This window comes from Citrobacter braakii, assembly GCF_002075345.1.
GTDB classification, from domain to species: Bacteria; Pseudomonadota; Gammaproteobacteria; order Enterobacterales; family Enterobacteriaceae; genus Citrobacter; species Citrobacter braakii.
In genome coordinates this window covers 36,695-63,273 of record NZ_NAEW01000016.1, presented here as the reverse complement: position 1 = coordinate 63,273, position 26,579 = coordinate 36,695, and the positions used below count along the sequence as shown (strand labels likewise).

Below are 26,579 nucleotides of genomic sequence, written 5' to 3'. Positions count from 1 at the left end.
ATCCAGGCATGTTTTGATTGTAGCGCAAAAACTCACTTCTATACTGACCGCACAATAAAAAATTATTCACATTATTTTAACAAAAAACAATTGCGCCTCACCAGGGTCTGCAATTGCATTTTGTCCGAGTAGTGAGGTTCTGAAATGACAACAATAAATCCAGATATCCAACCCGCTGTGCAGCACACCGTGCAGGTAGCGATTGCCGGAGCCGGTCCGGTAGGGCTGATGATGGCGAACTATCTTGGCCAGATGGGCATTGAGGTGTTGGTGGTGGAGAAGCTCGATACCCTTATCGACTATCCTCGCGCCATCGGCATTGACGATGAAGCGCTGCGCACCATGCAGTCCGTCGGTCTGGTCGAAAATGTTCTGCCGCACACCACGCCGTGGCATGCGATGCGCTTTCTCACCCCGAAAGGGCGCTGTTTTGCTGATATCCAGCCGATGACCGACGAATTTGGCTGGTCGCGCCGCAACGCGTTTATTCAGCCGCAGGTAGACGCGGTGATGCTGGAAGGGCTGTCGCGTTTTCCCAACGTGCGCTGCCTGTTCTCCCGCGAACTGGAAGCCTTCAGCCAGAAAAATGGTGAAGTGACGTTGAACCTGAAAGCGCCGGATGGCCAGCGTGAAACGGTGAAAGCTCAGTGGCTGGTGGCCTGCGACGGTGGGGCCAGCAACGTCAGACGTTCGCTGAATGTGCCATTTGAAGGCAAAACCGCGCCGAATCAGTGGATTGTGGTGGATATCGCTAACGATCCGCTCAGCACGCCGCATGTGTATCTGTGCTGCGATCCGGTGCGCCCGTATGTCTCCGCCGCGCTGCCGCACGCGGTGCGCCGCTTTGAATTTATGGTAATGCCAGGGGAAACCGAAGCGCAGCTCAGCGAACCGCAGAATATGCGCCAGCTTTTGAGCAAAGTGCTGCCGAACCCGGACAACGTCGAGCTGATCCGCCAGCGCGTATATACCCATAACGCACGTCTGGCCGAACGTTTTCGCATTGACCGCGTGCTGCTGGCGGGCGATGCGGCGCACATTATGCCGGTCTGGCAGGGGCAGGGGTACAACAGTGGCATGCGCGATGCTTTCAATCTGGCGTGGAAACTGGCGCTGGTGATTGAGGGCAAAGCCGGTGATGCGCTGTTGGATACCTACCAGCAGGAACGCCGCGACCACGCCAAAGCGATGATCGATCTCTCGGTGACCGCAGGCAACGTACTTGCGCCGCCGAAACGCTGGCACGGCGCGGTGCGCGACGGGGTTTCCTGGCTGCTGAACTACATTCCGCCGGTCAAACGCTACTTCCTTGAAATGCGCTTTAAGCCGATGCCGCAGTACCACGCCGGGGCGCTGGTACGTGAAGGCGACGCGAAAACCTCTCCCGTTGGCAAGATGTTTATCCAGCCGAAGGTAACGCTGGAATCAGGTGAAGTGACGCTGCTCGACAACGTCATCGGGCCGAATTTCGCGGTGATCGGTTGGGGCTGTAACCCGCTGTGGGGCATGAGCGAGGCGCAGATCCAACAGTGGCAGGCGCTGGAGACACAGTTTATCCAGGTGGTGCCGGATACACAGATACAAACCGATCAGGATAACCACGACGGCGTTACCCGCATTGGCGATACGCAAAACCGCCTGCGCGCGTGGTTTGCCCAGCACAACGCCGCGCTGGTGGTGATACGCCCGGACCGCTTTGTGGCCGCCATCGCCATTCCGCAAACCTTGGGCAGTACCCTGAATAAACTGGCGTCGGTGATGACGCTCACCCGCGTTAATGCCCACATTCCCGCTGAAAAGGTGGCCTGATATGCACGCTTATCTTCACTGTCTTTCCCACTCGCCGCTGGTGGGTTACGTCGACCCGGCGCAGGCCGTGCTCGACGAGGTTAACGGTGTGATCGCCAGCGCCCGGGCACGTATTGCGGCGTTCGACCCTGAACTGGTGGTGCTGTTTGCCCCCGATCACTACAACGGATTTTTCTACGACGTGATGCCGCCGTTCTGTTTAGGCGTAGGCGCTACGGCGATCGGCGATTTCGGCAGCGCGGCGGGGGAACTGCCGGTGCCGACAGATCTCGCTGAAGCCTGCGCCCACGCGGTAATGAAAAGCGGCATCGATCTCGCCGTGTCCTACAACATGCAGGTCGATCACGGCTTCGCGCAGCCGCTGGAGTTTTTGCTCGGCGGTCTGGATAACGTGCCGGTGCTGCCAGTGTTTATTAACGGCGTCGCCACGCCGCTGCCGGGCTTTCAGCGTACCCGCATGCTCGGTGAAGCGATTGGCCGATTCGCCAGCTCGCTGAATCAGCGTGTGCTGTTTTTAGGCTCCGGCGGCCTGTCGCATCAGCCGCCGGTCCCGGAGCTGGCGAAGGCCGATGCCCATATGCGCGACCGCCTGCTCGGCAGCGGCAAACAACTGCCTGAAAACGAGCGCGAGCTGCGCCAGCAGCGGGTGATCAGCGCCGCCGAGAAGTTTGTGGCCGATCAACACACGCTGCATCCGCTTAACCCTGTCTGGGATAACCGCTTTATGACGCTGCTTGAACAGGGGCGTTTGCAGGAGCTGGACGCGGTCAGTAACGAAGAACTGTCCGCGATGGCGGGCAAATCAACGCACGAAGTTAAAACCTGGGTTGCTGCCTTCGCCGCTATTTCTGCCTTTGGCAACTGGCGCAGCGAAGGCCGTTATTACCGCCCGATCCCAGAGTGGATCGCTGGATTCGGCTCCCTGAGCGCCACCACACAGAACTGAAACAGAACTGAATATGCAGGAGAACATCATGACTTACCAACCGCAAACCGAAGCCGCAACCAGTCGTTTTCTGCAGGTGCAGGAAGCAGGCGAAACGCTGCGCGTGCATTTCAATGACTGTGGGCAGGGCGAAGAGACCGTCGTGCTGTTGCATGGATCTGGTCCGGGTGCGACGGGCTGGGCGAACTTCAGCCGCAATATCGATCCGCTGGTGGAGGCTGGATACCGGGTGATCCTGCTGGATTGTCCTGGCTGGGGCAAAAGCGATGGCATCGTTAACCGCGGTTCGCGATCCGATCTTAATGCTCGCATCCTGAAAAGCGTGGTCGATCAGTTGGATATTCAGAAAATCCATCTGCTGGGCAACTCGATGGGGGGCCACAGTGCCGTGGCGTTCACCCTGAGCTGGCCGGAGCGTGTGGGCAAGCTGGTGCTGATGGGCGGCGGGACGGGGGGCATGAGCCTGTTTACCCCGATGCCGACCGAAGGCATCAAGCGCCTGAATCAGCTGTACCGCGAACCGACCATCGAGAACCTGAAGCTGATGATGGAGATCTTTGTCTTCGACACCAGCGACCTGACCGAGGCGCTGTTTGAGGCTCGTCTGAATAACATGCTGTCGCGTCGCGATCACCTGGAAAACTTTGTCCACAGCCTTGAAGCCAACCCGAAACAGTTTCCGGATTTCAGCCCGCGCCTGGGGGAAATCAAAGCCCGGACCCTGATTGTCTGGGGACGCAACGACCGCTTCGTGCCGATGGACGCCGGCCTGCGCCTGCTCTCCGGGATTGCCGGGTCTGAGCTGCACATCTACCGCGACTGCGGGCACTGGGCACAGTGGGAACATGCGGATGCTTTTAACCAGCTGGTGCTGAACTTCCTCGCACGCCCTTAAGGAACGGACATGACGAATCTTAATCTTGAGCAGTTAGCCGCCGATTTACGTCAGGCTGAGGAAAAAGGGGACGCTATCGCCCCGCTGCGTGAACTGATCGGCGTGGATAACGCCGAAGCGGCCTACGCCATTCAGCGTATCAATGTGCAGTATGACGTGGCGCGCGGGCGTCGCGTCGTCGGGCGCAAAGTGGGGCTGACGCACCCGAAAGTGCAACAGCAACTGGGCGTCGATCAGCCGGACTTCGGCACGCTGTTCGCCGACATGTGCTACGGCGACAACGACACCATTGCGTTTGCCCGCGTGCTACAACCGCGTATTGAAGCGGAGATTGCGCTGGTGCTGAACCGCGATCTGCCCAATGCCGATACCACCTTTGACGAGCTGTACAACGCCATCGAGTGGGTGCTACCCGCGCTGGAAGTGGTCGGCAGCCGTATTCGCGACTGGTCGATCAAGTTTGTTGATACCGTGGCGGATAACGCCTCCTGTGGTGTGTATGTGGTCGGCGGTCCGGCACAGCGTCCGGCAGGATTAGATCTGAAAAACTGTGCGATGAAAATGACGCGCAATAACGAAGAGGTTTCCAGCGGGCGTGGTAGCGAATGTCTGGGACATCCGATCAACGCCGCCGTGTGGCTGGCGCGCAAAATGGCCAGCCTTGGCGAGCCGCTGCGTGCCGGGGACATTATTCTCACCGGGGCGTTAGGCCCGATGGTGGCGGTGAATGCGGGCGATCGTTTCGAAGCCCATATCGACGGTATTGGTTCAGTTGCCGCCACCTTTTCAGCGGCGGTTACAAAAGGAAGTCAGTCATGAGTAAGCGTAAAGTCGCCATTATCGGCTCTGGCAACATCGGCACCGATTTGATGATTAAAATTCTGCGTCACGGCGTACGTCTGGAGATGGCGGTGATGGTGGGGATTGATCCGCAATCCGACGGTCTGGCACGCGCCCGGCGTATGGGCGTTGCCACCACCCATGAAGGGGTGACGGGGCTTCTTGCGATGCCAGAATTCGCCGACATCGACATCGTGTTTGATGCCACCAGCGCGGGCGCGCACGTGAAAAATGACGCCGCGCTGCGCGCCGTAAAACCGGGGATCCGTCTGATCGACCTGACGCCCGCAGCGATCGGCCCGTACTGCGTTCCGGTGGTGAATCTGGAGGCTAACGTTGACCAACAGAACGTCAATATGGTGACCTGCGGCGGGCAGGCGACCATCCCGATGGTGGCGGCGGTTTCTCGCGTGGCAAAAGTCCATTACGCCGAGATTATCGCCTCGATCGCCAGTAAATCTGCGGGGCCGGGCACCCGCGCCAATATCGACGAGTTTACCGAAACCACCTCGAAGGCGATTGAAGTGGTGGGGGGCGCGGCTAAAGGCAAAGCCATTATCGTACTTAACCCGGCTGAGCCGCCGCTGATGATGCGCGACACGGTGTATGTGTTGAGCGAAGCGGCCTCCCAGCTTGATGTTGAAGCGTCGATTAATGACATGGCGGCGGCGGTGCAGGCGTATGTGCCGGGCTATCGCCTGAAACAGCGCGTCCAGTTTGAAGTCATCCCGCAGGATAAACCGGTGAATCTGCCGGGTATTGGTCAGTTTTCCGGGCTGAAAACCGCGGTGTATCTGGAAGTGGAAGGTGCGGCGCACTATTTACCCGCCTACGCGGGCAACCTCGACATTATGACTTCCAGCGCGCTGGCGACCGCTGAGCAGATGGCGCAGTCACTCACCCGTCAGGCAGGAGAAGCAGCATGAACGGTAAAAAACTCTATATCTCTGACGTGACCCTGCGCGACGGTATGCATGCGATTCGTCACCAGTATTCGCTGGAAAACGTACGCCAGATTGCCAAAGCGCTGGACGACGCGCGGGTTGATTCCATTGAGGTGGCCCACGGCGACGGTTTACAAGGTTCCAGCTTTAACTACGGCTTTGGCGCGCACAGCGATCTCGAGTGGATTGAAGCGGCAGCAGACGTGGTCAAACACGCAAAGATCGCCACGCTGTTGCTGCCGGGCATCGGCACTCTTCATGACCTGAAAAACGCGTATCAGGCCGGCGCGCGAGTGGTGCGTGTGGCGACCCACTGCACCGAAGCGGACGTGTCGGCCCAGCATATTCAGTACGCGCGTGAGCTCGGCATGGATACCGTCGGCTTTCTGATGATGAGCCATATGACCACGCCGGAGAATCTGGCGCAGCAGGCGAAGCTGATGGAAAACTACGGCGCGACGTGTATCTACGTGGTCGATTCCGGCGGGGCAATGAATATGAGCGATATTCGCGCCCGCTTCCGCGCCCTGAAAGCGGTGCTGAAGCCGGAGACAGAAACCGGAATGCATGCGCATCACAACCTGAGTCTTGGCGTGGCGAACTCGATTGCCGCGGTGGAAGAGGGCTGCGACCGTATCGACGCCAGCCTGGCGGGTATGGGCGCTGGCGCGGGCAACGCGCCGCTGGAAGTATTTATCGCCGCTGCGGATAAGCTCGGCTGGCAGCACGGCACCGATCTGTATGCGCTGATGGACGCCGCCGACGATCTGGTGCGTCCGTTGCAGGACCGTCCGGTGCGGGTGGATCGCGAAACGCTGGCACTGGGCTATGCCGGGGTGTACTCCAGCTTCTTGCGTCACTGCGAAGTGGCGGCGGCGCGTTATGGCCTGAGCGCGGTCGATATTCTGGTTGAATTGGGCAAACGCCGAATGGTGGGCGGCCAGGAAGATATGATCGTCGACGTGGCGCTGGATCTGCGCAATAGCAAATAAAAATGATTACGCGGCTGGCAACGTATCAGCCGCGACTCACCTGCATCGTGACCTCAGAGGTACATCTTATGACTACCCGTACCCCCACATCTTACCGCCTGACGTTAACCGTCGGGCTTTGCTTTTTAGTTGCCCTGATGGAAGGGCTGGATCTACAGGCCGCCGGGATCGCTGCCGTCGGTATCGCCCAGGCGTTTGCGTTGGATAAAATGCAGATGGGCTGGATCTTCAGTGCGGGCATTCTCGGACTGCTGCCCGGCGCGCTGGTGGGCGGCATGCTGGCCGATCGCTATGGCCGCAAGCGTATTCTTATTGCCTCCGTGGCGCTGTTCGGCCTGTTCTCGCTGGCGACGGCGATTTCCTGGGATTTCTCGTCGCTGGTGTTTGCCCGTCTGATGACCGGCGTCGGGTTGGGCGCGGCGTTGCCGAATCTGATCGCGCTGACCTCCGAAGCGGCGGGCCCGCGTTTTCGCGGTACGGCGGTGAGCCTGATGTACTGCGGCGTACCGATTGGTGCGGCGTTAGCGGCGGCGCTCGGGTTTAGCGGTCTGGCCGCCGCCTGGCAAACGGTGTTCTGGGTTGGCGGAGTGATCCCGCTGCTGTTGGTGCCGTTGTTGATGCGCTGGCTGCCGGAATCACAGGTTTATGCCCAGCAAACGCAGGTGGCCGCCGCGCCGTTGCGCGCCCTGTTCGCACCTGCTACCGCCACAGCCACGCTGCTGCTGTGGCTGTGCTATTTCTTCACCCTGCTGGTGGTGTATATGCTGATCAACTGGCTGCCGATGCTGCTGGTGGAGCAGGGCTTTCAGCCCTCGCAGGCGGCTGGCGTGATGTTTGCTCTGCAAATCGGCGCGGCCAGCGGCACGTTAATTCTCGGGGCGTTAATGGACAAACTGCGCCCGGTGGTCATGTCGCTTCTGATCTACACCGGGATGTTGGCTTCGTTGCTGGCGCTGGGGACGGTGTCGTCATTGAGCGGTATGCTGATGGCTGGATTTGTGGCGGGGATGTTTGCCACTGGAGGACAAAGCGTGCTGTATGCGCTGGCTCCGCTGTTTTACAGCACGCAGATCCGCGCGACAGGCGTGGGTACCGCCGTCGCCGTTGGGCGTCTGGGGGCGATGAGCGGCCCGCTGCTGGCAGGAAAAATGTTAGCGCTCGGCACTGGAACGGTAGGCGTGATGGCAGCTTCTGCGCCGGGCATTTTACTGGCAGGGCTGGCGGTATTTTTCCTGATGAGCCGTAAATCGCAGATGCCGATCCCGACCAGTGGCTCATAAGCAATCGTTCGGTTGTATGAGTGGGGAGATACGGTTCCCACTTCCGGGTGAACGCCAGCCGGCGATGACGTTGCCAGAGTTTATGTAAAGCCTGGCAACGGAGGCGTTATGAGCTGGCGGCCCTTTTTATATTTGATAATTAACCCCCACCCGGTATTAAGCGCCCGGCGCGGTCATCTGCGTCTGGTGCAGGGTTGACTTTGCATTGTGTTAACAAACGCGGTATAACACACCTTCTTTGGATGTTTAGATGTCCATACGTTTAGAAGGTTATATGCAAACAACACAACAAAATGCGCCACTGAAGCGCACGATGAAAACGCGTCACCTGATTATGCTCTCCTTAGGCGGCGTGATTGGCACAGGGTTATTCTTCAATACCGGCTACATCATCTCCACTACCGGGGCCGCGGGAACGCTGCTGGCCTATCTGATTGGCGCGCTGGTGGTCTGGCTGGTTATGCAGTGTCTGGGCGAGCTGTCGGTCGCGATGCCGGAGACCGGGGCGTTTCACGTCTATGCCGCGCGCTATCTCGGCCCGGCGACGGGGTATACCGTGGCCTGGCTCTACTGGCTGACCTGGACCGTAGCGCTTGGTTCGAGTTTTACCGCTGCCGGATTCTGTATGCAGTACTGGTTTCCGTTGGTGCCAGTATGGGTCTGGTGCGTGGTGTTCTGTGTGATTATTTTTGGCCTGAACGTTATCTCCACGCGCTTTTTTGCCGAAGGGGAGTTCTGGTTCTCACTGGTGAAAGTGGTCACTATCATCGCCTTTATTATCCTCGGCGGGGCGGCGATTTTTGGCTTTATCCCGATGCAGGATGGCTCGCCCGCGCCGGGGCTAAGTAATATCACAGCGGAAGGTTGGTTCCCGCATGGTGGCTTACCGATCCTGATGACGATGGTGGCGGTGAACTTTGCTTTTTCGGGAACGGAGCTTATCGGTATTGCCGCCGGTGAAACGGAAAATCCGCGCAAGGTGATCCCGGTGGCGATTCGTACCACCATCGCGCGACTGATTATTTTCTTTATCGGCACCGTGTTTGTGCTGGCGGCGCTGATCCCGATGCAGCAGGCGGGCGTGGAGAAAAGCCCGTTTGTGCTGGTGTTTGAGAAGGTAGGTATTCCGTACGCCGCCGATATTTTTAACTTCGTGATCCTGACAGCCATTCTTTCTGCGGCGAACTCCGGGCTGTATGCCTCCGGGCGCATGCTCTGGTCGCTGTCGAATGAACGTACGCTGCCAGCCTGTTTTGCGCGAGTAACGAAAAACGGCGTGCCGCTGACGGCGCTGTCGGTCAGTATGCTCGGCGGCGTACTGGCGCTGTTTTCCAGCGTGGTGGCCCCGGACACGGTATTTGTCGCGCTGTCGGCAATCTCCGGGTTTGCGGTGGTGGCGGTGTGGCTGAGCATCTGCGCTTCGCACTTTGTTTTTCGCCGCCGTCATCTGCAACAGGGTAAGGCATTGAGTGCATTACATTATCGTGCGCCGTGGTATCCGCTGGTGCCGGTATTGGGATTTGTGTTGTGCCTGGTGGCCTGTGTAGGGCTGGCATTCGATCCAGCGCAGAGAATTGCGTTGTGGTGCGGGTTACCGTTTGTTGCGTTGTGCTATGGTGCATATTTCCTTACTCAACCCCGTAACGCAAAACAGGAGCCAGAACATGTCGCAGAATAATCCGTTACGCGCTCTCCTTGAGAAACAGGATGTCCTGTTACTGGATGGCGCGATGGCGACGGAGCTGGAAGCGCGAGGGTGTAACTTAGCCGACAGCCTGTGGTCAGCCAAAGTGCTGGTAGAAAACCCGGAGCTTATCCGCGAAGTGCATCTTGATTATTACCGGGCGGGGGCGCAATGCGCGATCACCGCCAGCTATCAGGCGACACCGGCGGGCTTTGCCGCGCGTGGCCTGGATGAAGCGCAGTCGAAAGCGCTGATTGGCAAAAGCGTGGAGCTGGCGCGTAAAGCGCGTGAAGCGTATCTGGCAGAGAACCCGCAAGCGGGCACGCTGTTGGTGGCGGGATCTGTCGGACCTTACGGCGCGTATCTGGCGGACGGCTCTGAATACCGTGGCGATTACCAGCGCAGCGCCGAGGCGTTCCAGGCGTTTCATCGCCCGCGCGTGGAAGCATTGCTGGATGCCGGGGCCGATCTGCTGGCCTGCGAAACCCTGCCGAATTTTGTCGAGATTGGCGCACTGGCTGCGCTGTTGACCGCGTACCCGCGTGCGCGTGCCTGGTTCTCATTTACTCTGCGTGACAGCGAGCACCTGAGCGACGGTACGCCGCTGCGTGACGTGGTCGCGTTGCTGGCGGATTATCCGCAGGTGGTGGCGTTAGGCATTAACTGCATTGCGCTGGAAAACACCACCGCTGCGTTGCAGCATTTACACGGCTTAACGGCGCTGCCGCTGGTGGTGTATCCGAATTCGGGCGAGCAGTACGATGCCGCGAGCAAAACCTGGCATCATCACGGTGAGTCTTGTGCGCAACTGGCGGATTATCTGCCACAGTGGCAGGCCGCTGGTGCACGATTGATTGGCGGGTGCTGTCGCACCACGCCTGCGGATATTGCCGCGTTAAAAGTTCAGGCCCAGGCCCGATAAGACGTAAGCCGCCATCGGGCATTTTTTGCCAGATGGCGATACGGTATGAACCGGAAACATGGGTAACACTTTATGCCGCATCCGCCAGCACAAACATGCCGTACGGATGGATTTCGAGATAATACTGCTCGCCGACGTCCGGCTGCAGACGCGTAGCGTTGACCTGCAATAAAATCTCCTGTCCGTGCCACTCCACCGTGACCTCATATTGGGGGCCCATATACGCGACATGGCTGATCACGCAGCGTTGGCTCTCTTCGCCGCGGTCGCTGAGCGTGATCGCTTCCGGGCGCACGCCTACCATGCCCTCGCCTTGATCGCTAAAGTGCAGTGGGCGCGGCAGATGATAGCCGTAGATATCAACGTATCTGTCGCTGAAAGTGGCCGGGAACAGGTTGGCATCGCCCATAAAGCTCGCCATAAAGCGGGAGGCGGGCTGGCGATAGAGATCCTGCGGCGAGCCGATCTGCATGATGTGTCCCTTGTTCATCACCAGTACGGTATCGGAAACCGCAAAGGCTTCGCTCTGATCGTGGGTGACGTACAGCGAGGTGATATCAAACTGCTTTTGCAGCTCGCGGATCTTGTCGCGCATGCTGCGACGCAGGTTGGCGTCCAGGTTACTTAACGGCTCATCAAACAGCAGCACTTTCGGTTTGAGGATCAACGCACGGGCCAGCGCCACGCGCTGCTGCTGACCGCCGGAGATCTGATCGACAAAGCGGTCTTCAAATCCTTCCAGATCCACCATCGCCAGCGCCTCTTTGACGCGGGTTTTCACCTCCACGCGCGACACGCCGAGCATCTTCAGGCCATAACCGACGTTCTCCCCTAACGACATGTGCGGGAACAGGGCATATGACTGAAACACCATACAGATATCGCGCTGCTGAATAGAACGATGGGTAACGTCTTCGCCATCAATGAAAATTTGTCCTTCGCTCGGTTTTTCCAGCCCGGCAACCAGACGCAAGATGGTGGTTTTACCGCAGCCGGACGGGCCGAGCAGCGTTACCATTTGCCCCTGCGGAATGGTGAGATTGATATTGTCGATAACCGTGTTGCTGCCAAATCGTTTAGTGACGTTGCGCAGTTCAACGAAATTTTTCTGAGTCATAGTGCGCTCCATTACGCCTGGTTTTTGGCTTTTGAACGGGAGGTACGTGATTCACCGATCAGCCAGTCAAAGATGAAAATAATCGCCAGCATCACCACGATTAAAATGGAACCGTAGGCAATCGCCACGCCGTATTCGCCGTCTTCTACGCGGTTCAGGATGTAGGCCGTGGCCACGCGGGTATCCGGCGTGACGAGGAACACAATGGCGCTGACGGTGGTAATGGCGCGCACAAAGCTGTAGATCAGCGCTGAGAGGATCGCCGGGCGCAGCAGCGGCAACAGGATATGCGTAATGGTGCGCAGGGAACCGGCACGCAGACTGAGCGAGGCTTCATCCAGCGATTTATCGATTTGGCCTAAGCCCGCAATGCCCGCCCGGATACCGACCGGGACATTACGCATTACCATTGAGATAATCACGATGGCGGCGGTGCCGGTGAGGTATACCGGGGCGCTGTTAAAGGCCAGAATGTACGACACGCCCGCTACGGTGCCCGGAACGGCAAAGCACAGCATAGTGGTGAACTCGATGGTCTTTTTGCCTTTAAACTGCTGACGCACCACAACCCATGCGATCAGCAGGCCGAAGATAGCGGTGATCGGCGCGGCAATCCCGGCGTAGAGCAGGGTGTCGAGCAGTGAAGGCCACGCGCCGTCGCTCATTCCCTGACCGAACAGTTTGGTAAAGTTCGCCAGCGTCAGGGTGTAGTCCACGCCCCAGTTTACGGTGAAACTGCCGTAGAAAATGCTGCCATAGAGCAGGGCGTTAAAGGCAATCCACACTGCCAGCAGCGCGACCACGCTCCATACCAGCGTTACCGGCAGCGGCTGCACGTCGCCCCGATAGGATTTACCGGAAACGGTGACGTACGAGCGTTTACCAATCCACATGTACTGCACGCAGAACACCAGCAGCGAGAACAGCAACAGGAAGGCACCCAGCGTACTGGCGGCCTGGTAGTCGAGCTGGGAGCCGGTGATATAGAAGTAGATTTGCGTTGCCAGCACGTCGAAGTTACCGCCAAGCACCAGCGGGTTACTGAAGTCGGCCAGCGACTGCACCACCACAATTAAAAAGGCGTTTGCCAGTGCCGGTTTTAGCAGCGGGACAAACACGCCGTTAAAGGTTTGCCAGCGGCTGGCGCGCAGGGTGTATGACGCCTCCTCCAGCGACGGATGAATGGTTTTGATCGCCCCGTCGAGGATCATAAACGCCATCGGAGTGAAGGCCAGCACCTGCGCCAGCCAGATGCCGGTAAAACCGTACAGCCAGTTGGTGTTGGTCAAACCAAACCATTCGACCATAAATTCGGTGATGTAACCGGAGCGTCCCATCATCAGCGTTACACCTAAACCCACAACAAACGGCGGGGTGACGATCGGCAGAATCGAGAAAATACGTCCGATAATGGCGCTGCGTTTCGCGATACGGGTGGTGTAGATAGCCAGCACCAGGCCAAAGAAGGTACAGCCGACGCCGACGGCAATCGACAGCATAATCGAGTTGAGGATCACCTGAATGATATGCGCCTGCGACAGCACATTCATAAACGCCAGCGGAGCAAATTCCCCGGCGTCGTTGGTGAACATCGGAATGAAAATAGCGATACTTGGCCAGACGATAAAAATACCGATCAGCGCGACAATCGCGGTGAGCGAGCCGATGACGAAACGGTCGCCGCCCAGCCATTCCAGACGGGTGAGCGCCAGGGTCATGATCGCGCCAAGTGCCACAAACAGCACGATGGTGGCATAGCCTAAGCCGCGCCCCTCAAGAGTCGCGCTGGTGACGATAAAGGCCATACAGAAAAACGCCCAGCCCGCGTCAAAATAATGGCGGCTGCGCTGTTCGCGTCTGGCTTCATGGAACGGGCGCACCAGCAGCAGGCTTGGCAGCAGATACCAGAGCCAACTGATATTGAACTGTGACCAGCCGTAGGCGGCGAGAATTTCTTCACGCGTCGATTCCAGCAGACCGTAGTCCAGGCTCCAGCTCGGCAGCAGGGCAAACGCCAGCCAGCCGAGTAAAATCCAAAGAAATATCGCATCCCGTTTTTTCACGGGATGGAGTGCAAGTGTGTGTGACATAGCGGTTCCGGTATTTCAGGCCGGATATGGCGTTAAGGCCGTATCCGGCAAATGAACGCAAATCTGGGGTTATTTACCCATCTTCACTTCGCTGACCCACTTATTGATCAGGGCCTTACGCACGTCGGTCGAGCCGTACTTATCCATGTCGTAATTGATAAGCTTCAGGTCGTCGAGCTTCAGCGAGTTAGGGGACGTCTCGGCGGTGGTGTTGGTCAGGATCTGATAGGATTTACCTTTCTTCCACGCCAGCTCCTGCGCGTCTTTCGACAGTACCCAGTCAACGAACAGTTTGGCGTTATCGAGGTTGCGCGCGCCTTTCAGGATGCTGACACCGCCGATTTCATAACCGGTACCTTCGCACGGTGAGACAAGTTCCAGCGGTGCGCCCTGTTCTTTTTCCAGCGAGTAGTCGTGCAAGAAACCGATGCCGATAGCCGTTTCGCCACGGGCGGCGTTACGCGCCGGGGCAATGCCGGATTTGGTGTACTGGGAGACGTTGGCGTTGAGCTGTTTCAGGTAGTCAAAGGCCTGATCTTCCCCCCACAGTTGGGCAAAGGTCGCCAGTGCGGTATAGGCGGTACCGGAGCTTTGCGGATCAGCAATCTGGATTTCGCCTTTGTATTCCGGTTTGGTCAGATCCTTCCAGCATTTTGGCACCGGTAGGTTTTTCTCTTTCAGGCGCTGGGTATTGACGCCAAAGCCCAGAATACCGACATAAACCGCCGAGGAGAGGTTGCCTTTCACTTTTGCCGGATCGCGAAACTTCTCCATGATTTGTTCGAGGTTTGGTGATTTATACGGCTGCAGCAGCCCCATTTCACCGGCCTGAGACTGTGGATCCAGCGTACCGCCGTACCAGACATCCGCTTGCGGGTTTTTCTTCTCGGCATCCACTTTCGCCAGCGTACTGCCTGAGCCGTTGCGAATGAATGAAGTCTTCACATCATATTTTTCACCGAAGGCTTTGGTTTCGGTTTCGCACATTTCGTTGGTGGCGCTGCAATACACCACCAGACGACCCTGCGCCTGAGCTGCACTGCTGAAGGCTGCCAGCGTCAGAGCGGAGGCAATTAGGGTAGAGGTAAGCGTCAGTTTCATTGTTTTATCCTTTGACTGAGAGAAGGGGGAATGCCCGCAATGAGCAATGGCATCAGCAATAAACCCATAAAGACAGCGGCAACCGAGAGCAAACTGAACATTCCCGACCAGCCGTAGTGTTCTATGACCAGCGACAGCGGCCAACCCGCCAGCGCGGCCCCCAGATAGGCGAACAGCCCGAGAAAACCAGTAATTGAACCTGCTGCCGCTTTATGTCCGCATTCCACGGCCGCGAGGCCAATTAGCATCTGTGGGCCAAACACAAAAAAGCCCACGGTAAAGAAACACACTGCCAGTAGCGCATAGTGGTGCACCGGCGCCAGCCACAGCGCGGCGACGGAGACCATCAGCCCAAGTGTGAACAGCAAAATCATTGGCGCACGCTGACCGCTGAACAGCAGATCCGAACCCCATCCGGCAAACAGCGCCCCCAGCAAGCCACCGACTTCAAACAGCATTACCGTGGCATTGGCGCTGAGCAGGTTCACACCGTGGCTTTCCGTCAGCCAGATGTTGCCCCAGTCGTTGAGCGCAATGCGGATCAAATAGACCAACACATATGACACACCGAGTAGCCAGATCATCGGGTTCTTCAGCATGGTGATGCGTAACATTTGCCACAGCCCCATCGGCGGACTTTGCTGCTCCTGACGCAACTCCAGCGGGTCTTGCCGCCATTCCCCAACCGTGGGTAAGCCTTCTTCCCGGGGCGTGCCTTTCAGTTGCAGGGTGAGCCAGACGCCTAACGCCATGCTGATTATTCCTGGAGCCAGCATGGCTGCCTGCCAACCCCACCAGTGGGCGGCAAAGGCGCTAATCAGCGGAATGATGGCCCCACCGATGTTGATCGACATATTCCAGCAGCCCCACCAGAAGCCGCGTTCGTTGCGCGAGTACCAGTGGGTCAATAATCGGGCGCAGGGCGGCCAGCCCCAGCCCTGAAAAAATCCGTTCAGCGTCCAGACCACCAGGAGCAGCGTCAGCGATTCACCAAAGGCGAACAGCACGTTTAAAACGCCGGTGGCAAACAGGCCAATGCCCATAAACGCGCGCTGTCCGTGGCTGTCGTGCCATAGCCCGGCGGTGAATTTCGACAGGCCATAGGTCAGATAAAACAGCGATCCCAGCAGGCCGATATCGCCTTTATCCAGACCCAGATCCGTTTGCAGCGCCGGGAGGACGTAGTTAACGCTTTTGCGCGTCAGATAAAACGCGGCGTACCCAATCACCATACACATCAGCAGCCGGGGGCGTAGCACCCGGTATTGTTGGTCTGTTTCGCGTGATGCACGTGCATGCATGGCAGCCTCCGTTTGTGCTGACTATAGGAAAGTGAAAGTAAAATGGGATGAGATAAAGTCCGCAGTGACTAAGACTTTTTCCTGGTTAACGGCTGATTTGTTGCAAATTTGTGGGCAGGTTAACAATTACCCGCGTGCCGTTGTTCGATTCGAGCGTCAGTTCGCCGCCAAGGGCGCTGACCCGCTCACGCATCCCCTGGATACCGAACCCGGGGATTTTCTCTGCGAGAATACCTACACCGTTGTCAGCGACGTGCAGAAACACGCGGTGTTCCTGCTGGCGCAGCGTAATCGACACTTCGCTGGCGTCGGCATGTTTACAGACGTTATTGAGCAACTCCTGCAGCAGGCGATACAGTGTGAAACGCACCGTTTCATTTTCTGGCGTATTTTCAAGCTGATAGTCAAACCAACAGCGAATGCCGCGTTCGGCAAAGGCAAATTCATTCACCAGATGATGCAGTGCATCTTTAAAGGCCAGTTCATCGAGCGCGGGCGGTCGTAGCTGGCGCAGCAGTTGGCGGGTGGAGTGGTGAATGCGCCGGGCAAGGTCGTTGATCTGATTTGCCGCTTCAAGCGTTTGCTCGCGACCCGGCGCGCGCTTGACCAGTTGCGACTGAATTTGAATGGCGGTGATGTTCTGACCAATTTCGTCGTGTAGCTCCCGCGCCAGGCTTTTGCGCGTATTTTCCTCGGTGCGGATCAGTTGTTCGGTCAGCGCGCGTCGCGCTGCCAGTTCGGCTTCCAGACGCTGGCGATAATGGTGCAGGTTTTGCGCCAGATGCTGCTGGCGGCTGATAGCGATCCCGAGCCCTATGCCCAGCAGCGCCTGGGTGGCGAGGAAAATCTCCAACTCCAGTAAATTGCTGAACCCGACGCCGATTTGCCGGGCGATGGTGATCATCATACTGCCGAGCAGTCCGGACAACACGCCGCCCTGCCAGCCAAATTTCCACGCCATCACCACGTTTGGTAAGAACACTACGATTAGCAGCAGGCGCTCGATCTCTGGTGACAGCACCATCTGGGTACCTATGCCAATAATGAAGAACAGACTGCACCAGATGATAAGCGAGGTACGCAGGGGGGGATTGGTGGTATCCAGTCCGAGCAAATGATAACGGTGCTGCTGGCGCAGAAATTCATAGATCAGATAGACAAACGGCGTCAGCAGCACGCCGCCGGTAAACGATGCCAGGCCAATTAACGTTGCCGGGCTTTGGATAAACGGTGAAAGCAGGAGGGTATTGAGCAATGACGTGATCGTCACCGCGGCCAGCAGCAGCGTTAAGCGCTGCCAGTAAAGGGGGAAGCGGTGCCAGTATGACTGGCCGATACTCGCCGGGATCAGGCTAATCAACGGCGCAACCAGCAGGATATAGCCATTCACTAATTGCTCGCTGTGCAACCAGAACAGCATCAGCACCGGCGGCAGTACCAGCGCGGGCCAGTAACGGCGAGAAAGCAGGATTAGCAGGGCGAGATAGACGCCGTGCGGCAGGAATAGCGCTGCCTGCTGGCCGTTGTGGGTCAGGTAAAACCCCAGCGTCCACAGCATCAGCCAGCCCGATCCCCAGGCCAGCAGAATAAACAGAGAAATAACCCAATGACGAAGGCTGCGTGACATTAATGCCCCGTCAGCAACTGGTGGTCGAGTGCAAAATGCACCAGATCGATGGTGCTGTGGCATTGCAGTTTGCCCAGCACGTTCGCACGATGAACGTGCACCGTTTTATGGCTGAGGTCGAGCTTGAAGGCGATCTCTTTTACGCTGTCGCCTTTGACCAGCAGATCAAACACTTCGCGCTCGCGCGGGGTCAATACCTCCAGTACCTGCGCGGGCTGTTCGCCGCCGCGTAGCGCCCGCAGCGCGTCGGCGCACAGGTAATGCCCGCCCATACCAACCGATCGTACCGCCTGCACCAGTTCCTCCGGTCCGCAACGTTTGGTCAGATAACCGCTGGCACCGGCATCCAGTGCGCTTTGCACAAACGTGGGTGAGTCATAGATGCTGAGAATAATGGCGCGAAAACCGGGCTTCTGCGCCCGCAGTCGTTTTAACAGGCTCAGGCCATTTTCATCTGGCATGGCGATATCCATCACCGCAACGTTGACGTCATCATGCAGTAATGCAGGCCACGCCTGGGCCGCGCTGCTGTACTGGCCAGCAACGTTGAGATCGTCTTCGAGACTGAGTAATTGCGCAAAGCCGGAACGCACCACCACATGGTCATCCACCAGCACAACATGAATCATGATCTTGCTCTCTTGCCTGACAATGGCATCTATGATGCCTGCCAGCGCCGCGCTGGCAATCCCCGTGGCGCTGATATGTAACGAATGTAACAAAATCGCAATAATTTGCCGGGTGTTGTAGGACGGATAAGCGTTGCGTATCCGGCATTGATTAATGGATGGCGGCGTGAGGGCTGAGAGAATGGCTATTTCATTGGTGGTTGATTCTCCCCTATCGAGGGGGAGAGATTTAAAACTGCCAGGTGAGATCGGCGAGAATTTGCTGGCTGTGATAGCTCTCAACCGGCGTGTCATACCATTGTTTGCCGAGGGCAAGACCGAGAGTTAATTGCTCGGTCAGCGGCTGATTGCGACGCAGGCTGATGCTTTTTAACGTTCCTTTTTTGGTGTCCGGTGACCAGTCATAGGTATAGGCTCCCGTTCCGCGGCTTACCCAGAGCTGCGTATTGCCTTTACCGTTCAGGTCGTTCAGGCGCAGTGAAACGATGTGGCTATAGCTTCCCCCAGCATCTTCAGTATCGTAATGCGTATAACGCCATGAGGTGATAAACGGTCCGGTATACAGAGATATTCCGCCTGAAAAAGCATTGACGTCCGTATCGTCAAAGTAGTTGGCATAGCGATAACCAAAGGTAAATACGGTTTTAGGCAGAACTTTTACGCTGATATCCTGCTGAGCATCGCGTCTGGCAAAAACGGGGGTGTTTTCGGCAATTGCCAGACCCGTTTTTGTTGATAACCACTGATTCCAGTTATACCAAACGGTCGCGCGGCCACGTAACGCGTTCCATGATTCACCGTTGTCGTAATCGCGTCTGCCTTCGGAAATATTGAAAACCGCGGCACCATCGTCAATCTGCGTCTTTAATTCGCTGAACATGACGTTACGGGTGCCATGCCTTGCCGAATAATCAGTAAAGTCGTATCCGGCTGTCAGGTTCAGGTCGGTTGCTTCAGCCGGGAGAGAAGCCGTGCTGAGTATCAACGATACAAATAAAGTCCTTTTCATTATTCTTCACCTACGAGACAGGAGATCTCTTGTTTGAGGATATATTTACCTTTTGGCAGGTTTTGCTCGATGGTTATCCGTGGGCCAATTGTGCTTTCAGCTGCGATATATCGGCCAGGTAAAATAATGACCTGAACACCAAGCCGCGCACCGGGACCGATATAACACCCTAATTTTTCGCAGCCTGTATCAATGTCTTCATCGTCCAGCCTGACATGCACGGTTTTACCATCGAGGCGATGATTGCTGGTTCTTACCTGCGCGCCCAGGTAAGCGCCTTTGCCAATAACCGAGTCAGAAATAAAGCATTGGGGACCGATGGTGGTCGTCGATTCCAATACTGCGTTTTTGATTTCGGTGCCATAGCCAATACGTACTTGATTGCCAATTAAGCAACCCGGTCGAATAAAGGCGTAATTACCAATAATGCAATCGGCCCCAATTACGACAGGCCCCTGAATAACTGCACCATGACAAATTTTACTGCCAGCACCGATCGTCACCGCTCCCGCGCTTTCATCAATAACAACGCCAGGTGCAATGGATACTGACTTATTATTCTGTTCGCTAAGCTTTAGATAGTTCTTCACCACCGCGGGTAGCTGAGGGGGCGTTATTGTTTGGCGCATCCACCACCGCGGTATAGCGTGTGGGTTTGTCACGTAGGGGTTCTCGTCCAGTAAAAAAGGCAATAAGTCCATATACAATCCAAATTAAATAAGCCAGAAGTACGTAAAAAACAGAAAAAGGCGCAAGGAAAATAAGTTTCCAGCATCGGTGATACCAGGCACTAAATGCTCCAATTGAGCAAACCACTCCAACCCAAATAATGGGAAACAAGGAAAGCACAATCGCATGTGGGCCGATAGTGAGCGTGATGTGTTGCCATGTAATGAGATAGATTGCTACGCCATACAACACGACCAGCACCATTGGGAGTATGCTGAAGATGCCGAATCTGCTGAGGATGAGTGATTTATGCAGACGCATGCAAACGGCATAGCCCACGATCCATCGCCGCCATCGTTTCCATTCATCGCCCAAGGTATTGCACTCCTGAGGATAAACAATGCAGCGGTTTGCCTGACGGATACAATAACCATTCGCGACCAGGGTCCAGGTTAAATCGAGATCCTCCACCTTGGTACGATCGGAAAAACCAAATTTGCGTAGCACATCAGTACGAAACATGCCGCAGGCTCCGCTAATAATAAAAGGCGCACCGCCGAGCAACTGCTGTAATGTCCGCTTCATTACGATCATCGGAAGTTTTACCGTTGCACGGATATGTGGCAGCAATCCAGCACCAGGCAGATGTGTTGAGGGGATTCCACCAACGGCATCGGCGCCATTTTCTATTTCTGCTAACATGAATCCCATACCGTCACCATCAGGAGGGACATAGGTGTCAGCATCGCTTAAAAAAACCTGCTCACAGGTAGCATAGTTTAATCCATTCATTAAGGCGCCACCTTTCCCGGTATTCTTTTGCGTCACGGTAATCAGGCGTTCTCCCCATTTTTCTTTCACCTTATGCATAATGATTTCGGTATCATCAGTGGAACCATCGTTTACACATATGACTCGATGAAAATAAGGATTTAATAACAAGTTTTCCAGCGATTGTGCCAGGCAAGGACCTTCGTTATAGGCCGGAATAATGGCGTCAATACTGTCGTTACGTAAACTAGGTTTTCGTTTTAAGGTTGTGAGGAACCAAAGTAATATACATAGGCTCATCATAATAAAAAATATTGTTTTCATATAATTAGAGAATCATTTTGTGAACAACAAAACCTTCAGATAATTCACATCCGGCCTGTTGCCCTCGGAATTGAGCTACGGTACGCAGACGTTCTGTACGCATATAATCACGTTGCTGCTGGCTTTGGTGAAATGAAAGCGCACGAAGTTTTTGAATGAAACAGTTTTCACTGACCTTTTCAAAGACTTGGGGAACAAACGTCAGCCAGGTACTGGGAGTTTCATAACCGAGAACCTGGGGAATATTTCGGCAGGCAACGATAGAAGCCTTATGTACCGCGCGATGATCCTGATGCCGGTCAGAATCATGCATAGTATACGTTCGCACGATGTTGATTTGTGCGGGAATGTGATTTGTGATGACGTCTTCAAGTGATTTGATCATCGTATCAACAAAGTACGGTGTGCGTGTGTCCTCAAAATGAAAATGAAAAATCTGATGGCAGCCTAATGATGTTAATGCCGATTGAGATTCTGCGTGTCGGTCGGCTTTTAAAGCGCACCCTTCAGCCCCTGCGGTCATGACGACGGCAGTAACGTAATAGCCTTCTTTTATTAAGCGGGATAACGAGGCACCACATCCGAGTTCAATATCGTCCGGATGGGCACCGATTGCTAATATCCCTTTTTGGTATGATGTAACCATGAGCAAATCCTTCACTTTTCTATGAGAGTGTTATTTGGGTGTTCAATGAATATAAACACAATATCTGTTTTGCAGATATTTAAAGCTCTTGTTGGAAAGACGGGATGGATTAGTGTTTGTCGTAATAAAGATATTACAATGTGTAATTTGATTAGTCAAAAAATAATATTTATTGAAAGTTAGGATGTTTTTTCTTAATCAATAAGAAAAATGAATGCATTAATTTTTTTACTGGTTTTATTTTTCTGAGTGATTGGTTTTTTATAATTAGATGATGAGGTTATTAAATTGTACTGTAACTATACCTTCAAATAGAAGAATAGAATACATATGTCATTTTAGTATTCATTTACGAATAATTGATATTGATTGTAATGATGAATTTCAGAGGGGATATTACTTTCAGAATGAATCATAAACAGCAAGTCGCTGAGCGCTGGTACTCATTAGAATCTTTAGGCTAGCGATAACAGGCCGGATGGTTTACGCCACCCGGCATGGCACAATAAAGTTAGCGCAGGATTTTTTTCTCAGCCAGATCCAGTGCGAAGTAGCTGAAGATCAGATCCGCGCCAGCGCGTTTGATCGAGCCTAAGCTTTCCAGCACCACTTTCTCTTCATCTATGGCACCCGCGAGGGCTGCAAACTTGATCATCGCGTATTCACCGCTGACCTGATAAGCGCCAATCGGCAGCTCGGTGCGCTCGCGGATATCGCGCAGAATATCGAGGTATGCGCCAGCCGGTTTGACCATCAGGCAGTCTGCGCCCTGGGCTTCATCCAGCAGCGATTCGCGGATTGCTTCCCGACGGTTCATCGGGTTCATCTGATAGGTTTTACGATCGCCCTTCAGCGCGGTACCTGCGGCTTCACGGAATGGGCCATAGAAAGAAGAGGCAAATTTGGTGGAGTAGGACATGATCGCGGTATCGGTAAAGCCCGCGGCATCCAGCGCCTGGCGAATCGCCTGCACCTGGCCGTCCATTGCAGCGGAAGGGGCGATGAAATCTGCGCCCGCAGCGGCGGCAACGACCGCCTGTTTGCCGAGATTGGCAAGGGTTAAATCGTTATCAACGCCGTGCTCGCATAATACGCCGCAGTGACCGTGCGAGGTGTATTCACAGAAGCAGGTGTCGGACATGACGATCATCTCCGGTACGGTCTGCTTACAGATACGCGACATGCGCGCCACCAGACCGTCTTCTTTCCAGGCATCGCTGCCGGTGTCATCGGTGTGATGAGAAATGCCGAAGGTCATAACCGAGCGGATGCCTGCATTAGCAATGCGTTCAATTTCGCGCGCCAGATGCTTCTCTGGAATGCGCATCACGCCGGGCATGGCCTCGATAGCTTTGTAATCGTCGAGTTCTTCTTCAACAAAGATCGGCAACACCAGGTCATTTAAGCTGAGTGTTGTCTCTTCAAACATAGCGCGCAGCGCAGGTGATTTGCGCAGGCGGCGAGGGCGTTGGATTAGGTCTGTCATGGTATGCCTGATGTTTGTGGAATCGAAGGCCGTAGTATACCCGAACCTGAGGGTGGGTGGTTTACGAAAGTTGGCGTTATATCTGGATTTTCCATCGTGGAAGGCTGAATCATTAGAGCAATTTATTCACATTTATGGCAAGTTATTTATATTCATTATTTTGCTTGTTTCTATTTTTATTATTTTAAATATCGATATGTTTATTTGTGTAGGGCTGGTGATAATTCCTCTTTATTTATTGTTTATTTGTTTGGGTGTGTGGTGAGTTATTTGTTAATTATATGATTCAGAGATGTGTTGTACGGTATTTCATTGAAAGAATGAGTTTTTTTGTTTTTTGTGTCAGAGGTGAGGATATTCGTAGTGTTGTCCGGTTTCGGACGACTAGCAAAGAATAATTGAACCTTTACTTTGTGAAACCGCATAATCGTCTCCGCGAAACATAAAATGTTTTCTTTGCATTGATAATTGATGGATCAACTATATTACGTCCCTGAGGAGGGATGACAAATGCACACTTGGAAAAAGAAACTAGTAGTCTCACAATTAGCATTAGCCTGTACTTTGGCAATCACTTCTCAGGCGAATGCTTCTACTGATATTTCTGGAACTACGTACACAACGTTCACCCATTATAATGACGCATCACATGTTGATGACGTTTACTTCGATGGCTATGTCGGTTGGAACAATTACGGCACTGATAGCATTTATAACGGTGATATTTATCCGGTAATCAATAACGCTACTGTCAACGGCGTTATTTCTACTTATTATCTGGATGATGGACTGTCAACTAACGGCAATTATAACAGCCTGACGATTAAAAACAGTACCATTCACGGTATGGTGACATCCGAGTGTATGACCACGGATTGTACTAACCGTACGGGTACCGACTATTACTACGACCGTCTGGCAATGAACGTCATCAACTCCACTATCGATGACAACTACGAACATTATACCTACAACGGTACCTATAATGACGTGGCTGATACGCACGTTGTCGACGTTTATAACCTGGGCACGGCTATCACTTTGGATCAAGAAGTTGATCTGTCTATCTCCAACAACTCTCACGTCGCGGGTATTACCCTGACTCAGGGTTATGAGTGGGATGATATTGACGATAATACCGTCATCACCGGCGTAAACAGCGGCGAAGTGTTTAACAACACTATCGCTGTTACCGACTCTACCCTGACCTCAGGTTCCTGGTCTGATGAAGGAAGATCCGGCTGGTTTGGTAACACCAGCAATGCGAGCGACTACAACGGTAACGGTTGGAACGCGAATGATATCGCATTGGCGGTTATTGCTAATCCCAATGCAGATAACGCGATGCAGACCACCGCCACGTTTGATAACGCTACGCTGATGGGAGATGTGCTGTTCTCCAGCAACTTTGATGAGAACTTCTTCCCGAACGGTGCTGATACTTACCGTGATACCGATGCCGATCTGGATACCAACGGCTGGGATGGTACTGACCGTCTGGATCTGACCCTGAACCACGGCAGCAAGTGGGTTGGTGCGGCAATGTCCGTCCATCAGGTTGACGTTGATGGTGATGGCGTTTACGAAAGCTATGCTGAGGGCACTGAAGCCACTCCCACGCTGATTGATATCGCTGCCAACAGCCTGTGGCCTTCTTCAACCTACGGTATCGATAGCAACACATCCTCTTATGACGAAAATGGTCATGTGGTTGGCAATACCGTTTATCAGAGCGGTCTGTTCAACGTGACGCTGAACGGCGCTTCCCAGTGGGATACCACCAAAACTTCTCTGATTGACACCCTGAGCATCAACAGCGGTTCCGTTGTCAACGTGGGCGATTCTGCGCTGGTTTCTGACTCCATCTCTCTGACCGGTGCTTCCGCACTGAACATCAATGAAGATGGTCGTGTTGCGACTAATACGCTGTCTATTGACAACAGTACCGTAACGATTGCTGATGATGTCTCTGCTGGCTGGAATGTGCTTAATGCCGCGCTGTATGCCAATACCATTAACGTCACCAACAACGGCGTTCTGGATGTGGGCAACAGCACCGGTAACGCACTGCAGGTTGATACCCTGAATCTGACCAGCTACACCGACGCTTACAACCATGTTAATGCGGGTGTTTTCGACATCAACAGCGCTAACTATGTGTTGAATGCTGACCTGGCCAACGATCGTACTAACGATACGCGCCAGGCTAACTACGGTTATGGCGTGATCGCGATGAACTCTGATGGTCATCTGACTATCAACGGTAACGGTGATTCCGACACCTCAGGCGATCAGTCTGAAGTTGATAACTACGGTGATCACGTAGCAGCGGCAACCGGTAACTATAAAGTTCGCATCGATAACGCCACTGGCGCAGGTTCTGTTACCGATTACAAGGGTAACGAGCTGATCTACGTTAACGACAAGAACAGCACCGCAACCTTCTCTGCAGCCAACAAAGCAGACCTGGGTGCTTACACCTATCAGGCTCAGCAGCAGGGTAACACCGTTGTTCTGCAGCAGATGGAGCTGACCGACTACGCGAACATGGCGCTGAGTATTCCGTCTGCCAACACCAATATCTGGAACCTGGAGCAAGACACCGTTGGTACTCGTCTGACTAACGCGCGTCATGGTCTGGTAGATAACGGTGGTGCATGGGTGAGCTACTTCGGCGGCAGCTTCGATGCGGATAACGGCAACATTAACTATGATCAGGATGTTAACGGCATCATGGTCGGTGTTGATTCCAAAATCGATGGTAACAACGCTAAGTGGATTGTCGGTGCTGCGGCAGGCTTCGCGAAAGGTGACATGAGTGATCGTACCGGTCAGGTAGATCAGGATAGCCAGACTGCCTATTTCTACTCTTCTGCTCGTTTTGCGAACAACATCTTTGTTGACAGTAACTTAAGCTACTCCCACTTCAACAACGATCTGTCTGCCAGCATGAGCAACGGTCAGTATGTTGATGGCAGCACCTCTTCTGATGCCTGGGGCTTCGGCTTGAAACTGGGTTATGACCTGAAGCTGGGTGAAGCAGGTTACGTAACCCCTTACGGTAGCGTATCCGGTCTGTTCCAGTCTGGTGATGACTATAAGCTGAGCAACGACATGAAAGTTGACGGTCAGTCTTATGACAGCATGCGTTATGAACTTGGTGTAGATGCGGGTTATACCTTCGCCTACAGCGATGACCAGGCGCTGACCCCGTACTTCAAACTGGCCTACGTTTACGACGACTCTAACAACGATTCTGATGTAAACGGTGATTCTATCGACAACGGCGTAGAAGGTTCTGCGGTACGCGTTGGGCTGGGTACTCAGTTCAGCTTCACCAAGAACTTCAGCGCGTACACCGATGCTAATTACCTCGGTGGCGGTGATGTCGATCAAGACTGGTCTGCAAACGTTGGTGTTAAATATACCTGGTAACAACTTTCTTGCAGAGAAATAAAAGGTAATTTTATTTAGAAATAATGCCCGTCACGCATTTG

21 protein-coding genes are annotated in these 26,579 nt (G+C 54.4%); 10 read left to right on the top strand and 11 right to left on the bottom strand.

The annotated features are described in order from the left end of the window. Positions 1-144 precede the first annotated feature (144 nt). The 9 genes from BZK42_RS22525 to mmuM all read left to right on the top strand — a co-directional run bounded on the left by BZK42_RS22525 (position 145) and on the right by mmuM (position 10,312). Positions 145-1,809 carry a bifunctional 3-(3-hydroxy-phenyl)propionate/3-hydroxycinnamic acid hydroxylase gene (locus BZK42_RS22525; protein ID WP_080860311.1) on the top strand — a complete coding sequence of 555 codons (1,665 nt, stop codon included), beginning with the start codon at positions 145-147 and terminating at the stop codon, positions 1,807-1,809. Position 1,810: 1 nt separating this feature from the next. Next, the gene (mhpB, locus tag BZK42_RS22520; RefSeq protein ID WP_046275617.1) at positions 1,811-2,755 is read left to right on the top strand and encodes a 2,3-dihydroxyphenylpropionate/2,3-dihydroxicinnamic acid 1,2-dioxygenase; all 945 of its coding nucleotides are present in this window, start codon (positions 1,811-1,813) and stop codon (positions 2,753-2,755) included. A gap of 28 nt (positions 2,756-2,783) precedes the next feature. Further along, positions 2,784-3,650 (top strand): 2-hydroxy-6-oxonona-2,4-dienedioate hydrolase, encoded by an 867-nt coding sequence (mhpC, locus tag BZK42_RS22515; RefSeq protein WP_019076124.1) that lies wholly within the window; start codon positions 2,784-2,786, stop codon positions 3,648-3,650. Between the two features lie 9 nt (positions 3,651-3,659). Then, on the top strand, positions 3,660-4,469 hold the full coding sequence (mhpD, locus tag BZK42_RS22510; protein WP_016151974.1) for a 2-keto-4-pentenoate hydratase: 810 nt from the start codon (positions 3,660-3,662) through the stop codon (positions 4,467-4,469). Further along, entirely contained in the window at positions 4,466-5,416 is a 951-nt protein-coding gene (gene mhpF, locus BZK42_RS22505; protein ID WP_080860309.1) for an acetaldehyde dehydrogenase, read from the top strand. Before mhpD ends, mhpF begins: the two co-directional genes overlap by 4 nt. Next, complete coding sequence (gene mhpE, locus BZK42_RS22500) at positions 5,413-6,426, top strand: 4-hydroxy-2-oxovalerate aldolase (RefSeq protein ID WP_016151976.1); 1,014 nt, start codon at positions 5,413-5,415, stop codon at positions 6,424-6,426. Before mhpF ends, mhpE begins: the two co-directional genes overlap by 4 nt. Before the next feature lie 68 nt (positions 6,427-6,494). Beyond that, complete coding sequence (mhpT, locus tag BZK42_RS22495; protein WP_016155816.1) at positions 6,495-7,706, top strand: 3-(3-hydroxy-phenyl)propionate transporter MhpT; 1,212 nt, start codon at positions 6,495-6,497, stop codon at positions 7,704-7,706. Between the two features lie 274 nt (positions 7,707-7,980). Continuing rightward, a complete protein-coding gene (gene mmuP, locus BZK42_RS22490; RefSeq protein ID WP_032946968.1) occupies positions 7,981-9,384 on the top strand; it encodes an S-methylmethionine permease in 1,404 nt (467 codons plus the stop codon). After that, on the top strand, positions 9,371-10,312 hold the full coding sequence (mmuM, locus tag BZK42_RS22485) for a homocysteine S-methyltransferase (protein ID WP_047497862.1): 942 nt from the start codon (positions 9,371-9,373) through the stop codon (positions 10,310-10,312). The genes mmuP and mmuM overlap by 14 nt, the downstream gene beginning before the upstream one ends. Positions 10,313-10,382: 70 nt before the next feature. On the opposite strand, the gene fbpC is transcribed toward mmuM, so the two are convergent. From fbpC to hemB, 11 genes are all read right to left on the bottom strand, one after another. Then, on the bottom strand, positions 10,383-11,429 hold the full coding sequence (gene fbpC / locus BZK42_RS22480; RefSeq protein ID WP_080860307.1) for a ferric ABC transporter ATP-binding protein: 1,047 nt from the start codon (positions 11,427-11,429) through the stop codon (positions 10,383-10,385). Between the two features lie 11 nt (positions 11,430-11,440). After that, positions 11,441-13,519, bottom strand: coding sequence for an ABC transporter permease (locus tag BZK42_RS22475; protein WP_080860305.1), 2,079 nt, complete (start codon positions 13,517-13,519; stop codon positions 11,441-11,443). Positions 13,520-13,588: 69 nt separating this feature from the next. Then, positions 13,589-14,620: an ABC transporter substrate-binding protein gene (locus BZK42_RS22470; RefSeq protein ID WP_016151983.1), complete on the bottom strand. Its 1,032-nt coding sequence runs from the start codon at positions 14,618-14,620 to the stop codon at positions 13,589-13,591. Beyond that, a complete protein-coding gene (uhpC, locus tag BZK42_RS22465) occupies positions 14,617-15,921 on the bottom strand; it encodes an MFS transporter family glucose-6-phosphate receptor UhpC (RefSeq protein ID WP_080860303.1) in 1,305 nt (434 codons plus the stop codon). The genes BZK42_RS22470 and uhpC overlap by 4 nt, the downstream gene beginning before the upstream one ends. An 85-nt stretch (positions 15,922-16,006) precedes the next feature. Then, positions 16,007-17,548 (bottom strand): MASE1 domain-containing sensor histidine kinase, encoded by a 1,542-nt coding sequence (locus BZK42_RS22460; protein ID WP_046275611.1) that lies wholly within the window; start codon positions 17,546-17,548, stop codon positions 16,007-16,009. After that, positions 17,548-18,177, bottom strand: a complete 630-nt coding sequence (locus BZK42_RS22455; protein WP_029139427.1) for a response regulator transcription factor — start codon at positions 18,175-18,177, stop codon at positions 17,548-17,550. Before BZK42_RS22455 ends, BZK42_RS22460 begins: the two co-directional genes overlap by 1 nt. A gap of 229 nt (positions 18,178-18,406) precedes the next feature. Further along, positions 18,407-19,189: a YaiO family outer membrane beta-barrel protein gene (locus BZK42_RS22450; RefSeq protein ID WP_047357664.1), complete on the bottom strand. Its 783-nt coding sequence runs from the start codon at positions 19,187-19,189 to the stop codon at positions 18,407-18,409. Then, the gene (locus BZK42_RS22445; RefSeq protein WP_047357665.1) at positions 19,186-19,815 is read right to left on the bottom strand and encodes an LbetaH domain-containing protein; all 630 of its coding nucleotides are present in this window, start codon (positions 19,813-19,815) and stop codon (positions 19,186-19,188) included. The genes BZK42_RS22450 and BZK42_RS22445 overlap by 4 nt, the downstream gene beginning before the upstream one ends. Next, positions 19,754-20,950 carry a glycosyltransferase family 2 protein gene (locus BZK42_RS22440; protein ID WP_047357666.1) on the bottom strand — a complete coding sequence of 399 codons (1,197 nt, stop codon included), beginning with the start codon at positions 20,948-20,950 and terminating at the stop codon, positions 19,754-19,756. Before BZK42_RS22440 ends, BZK42_RS22445 begins: the two co-directional genes overlap by 62 nt. A 4-nt stretch (positions 20,951-20,954) precedes the next feature. Beyond that, positions 20,955-21,596 (bottom strand): PIG-L deacetylase family protein, encoded by a 642-nt coding sequence (locus BZK42_RS22435; RefSeq protein ID WP_080860299.1) that lies wholly within the window; start codon positions 21,594-21,596, stop codon positions 20,955-20,957. A gap of 511 nt (positions 21,597-22,107) precedes the next feature. Continuing rightward, entirely contained in the window at positions 22,108-23,082 is a 975-nt protein-coding gene (hemB, locus tag BZK42_RS22430) for a porphobilinogen synthase (protein WP_016151991.1), read from the bottom strand. A 510-nt stretch (positions 23,083-23,592) separates the two neighbouring features. Here hemB and ehaB point away from each other — a divergent pair. After that, positions 23,593-26,517 (top strand): autotransporter adhesin EhaB, encoded by a 2,925-nt coding sequence (gene ehaB, locus BZK42_RS22420; protein WP_080860297.1) that lies wholly within the window; start codon positions 23,593-23,595, stop codon positions 26,515-26,517. Positions 26,518-26,579: the final 62 nt, after the last annotated feature.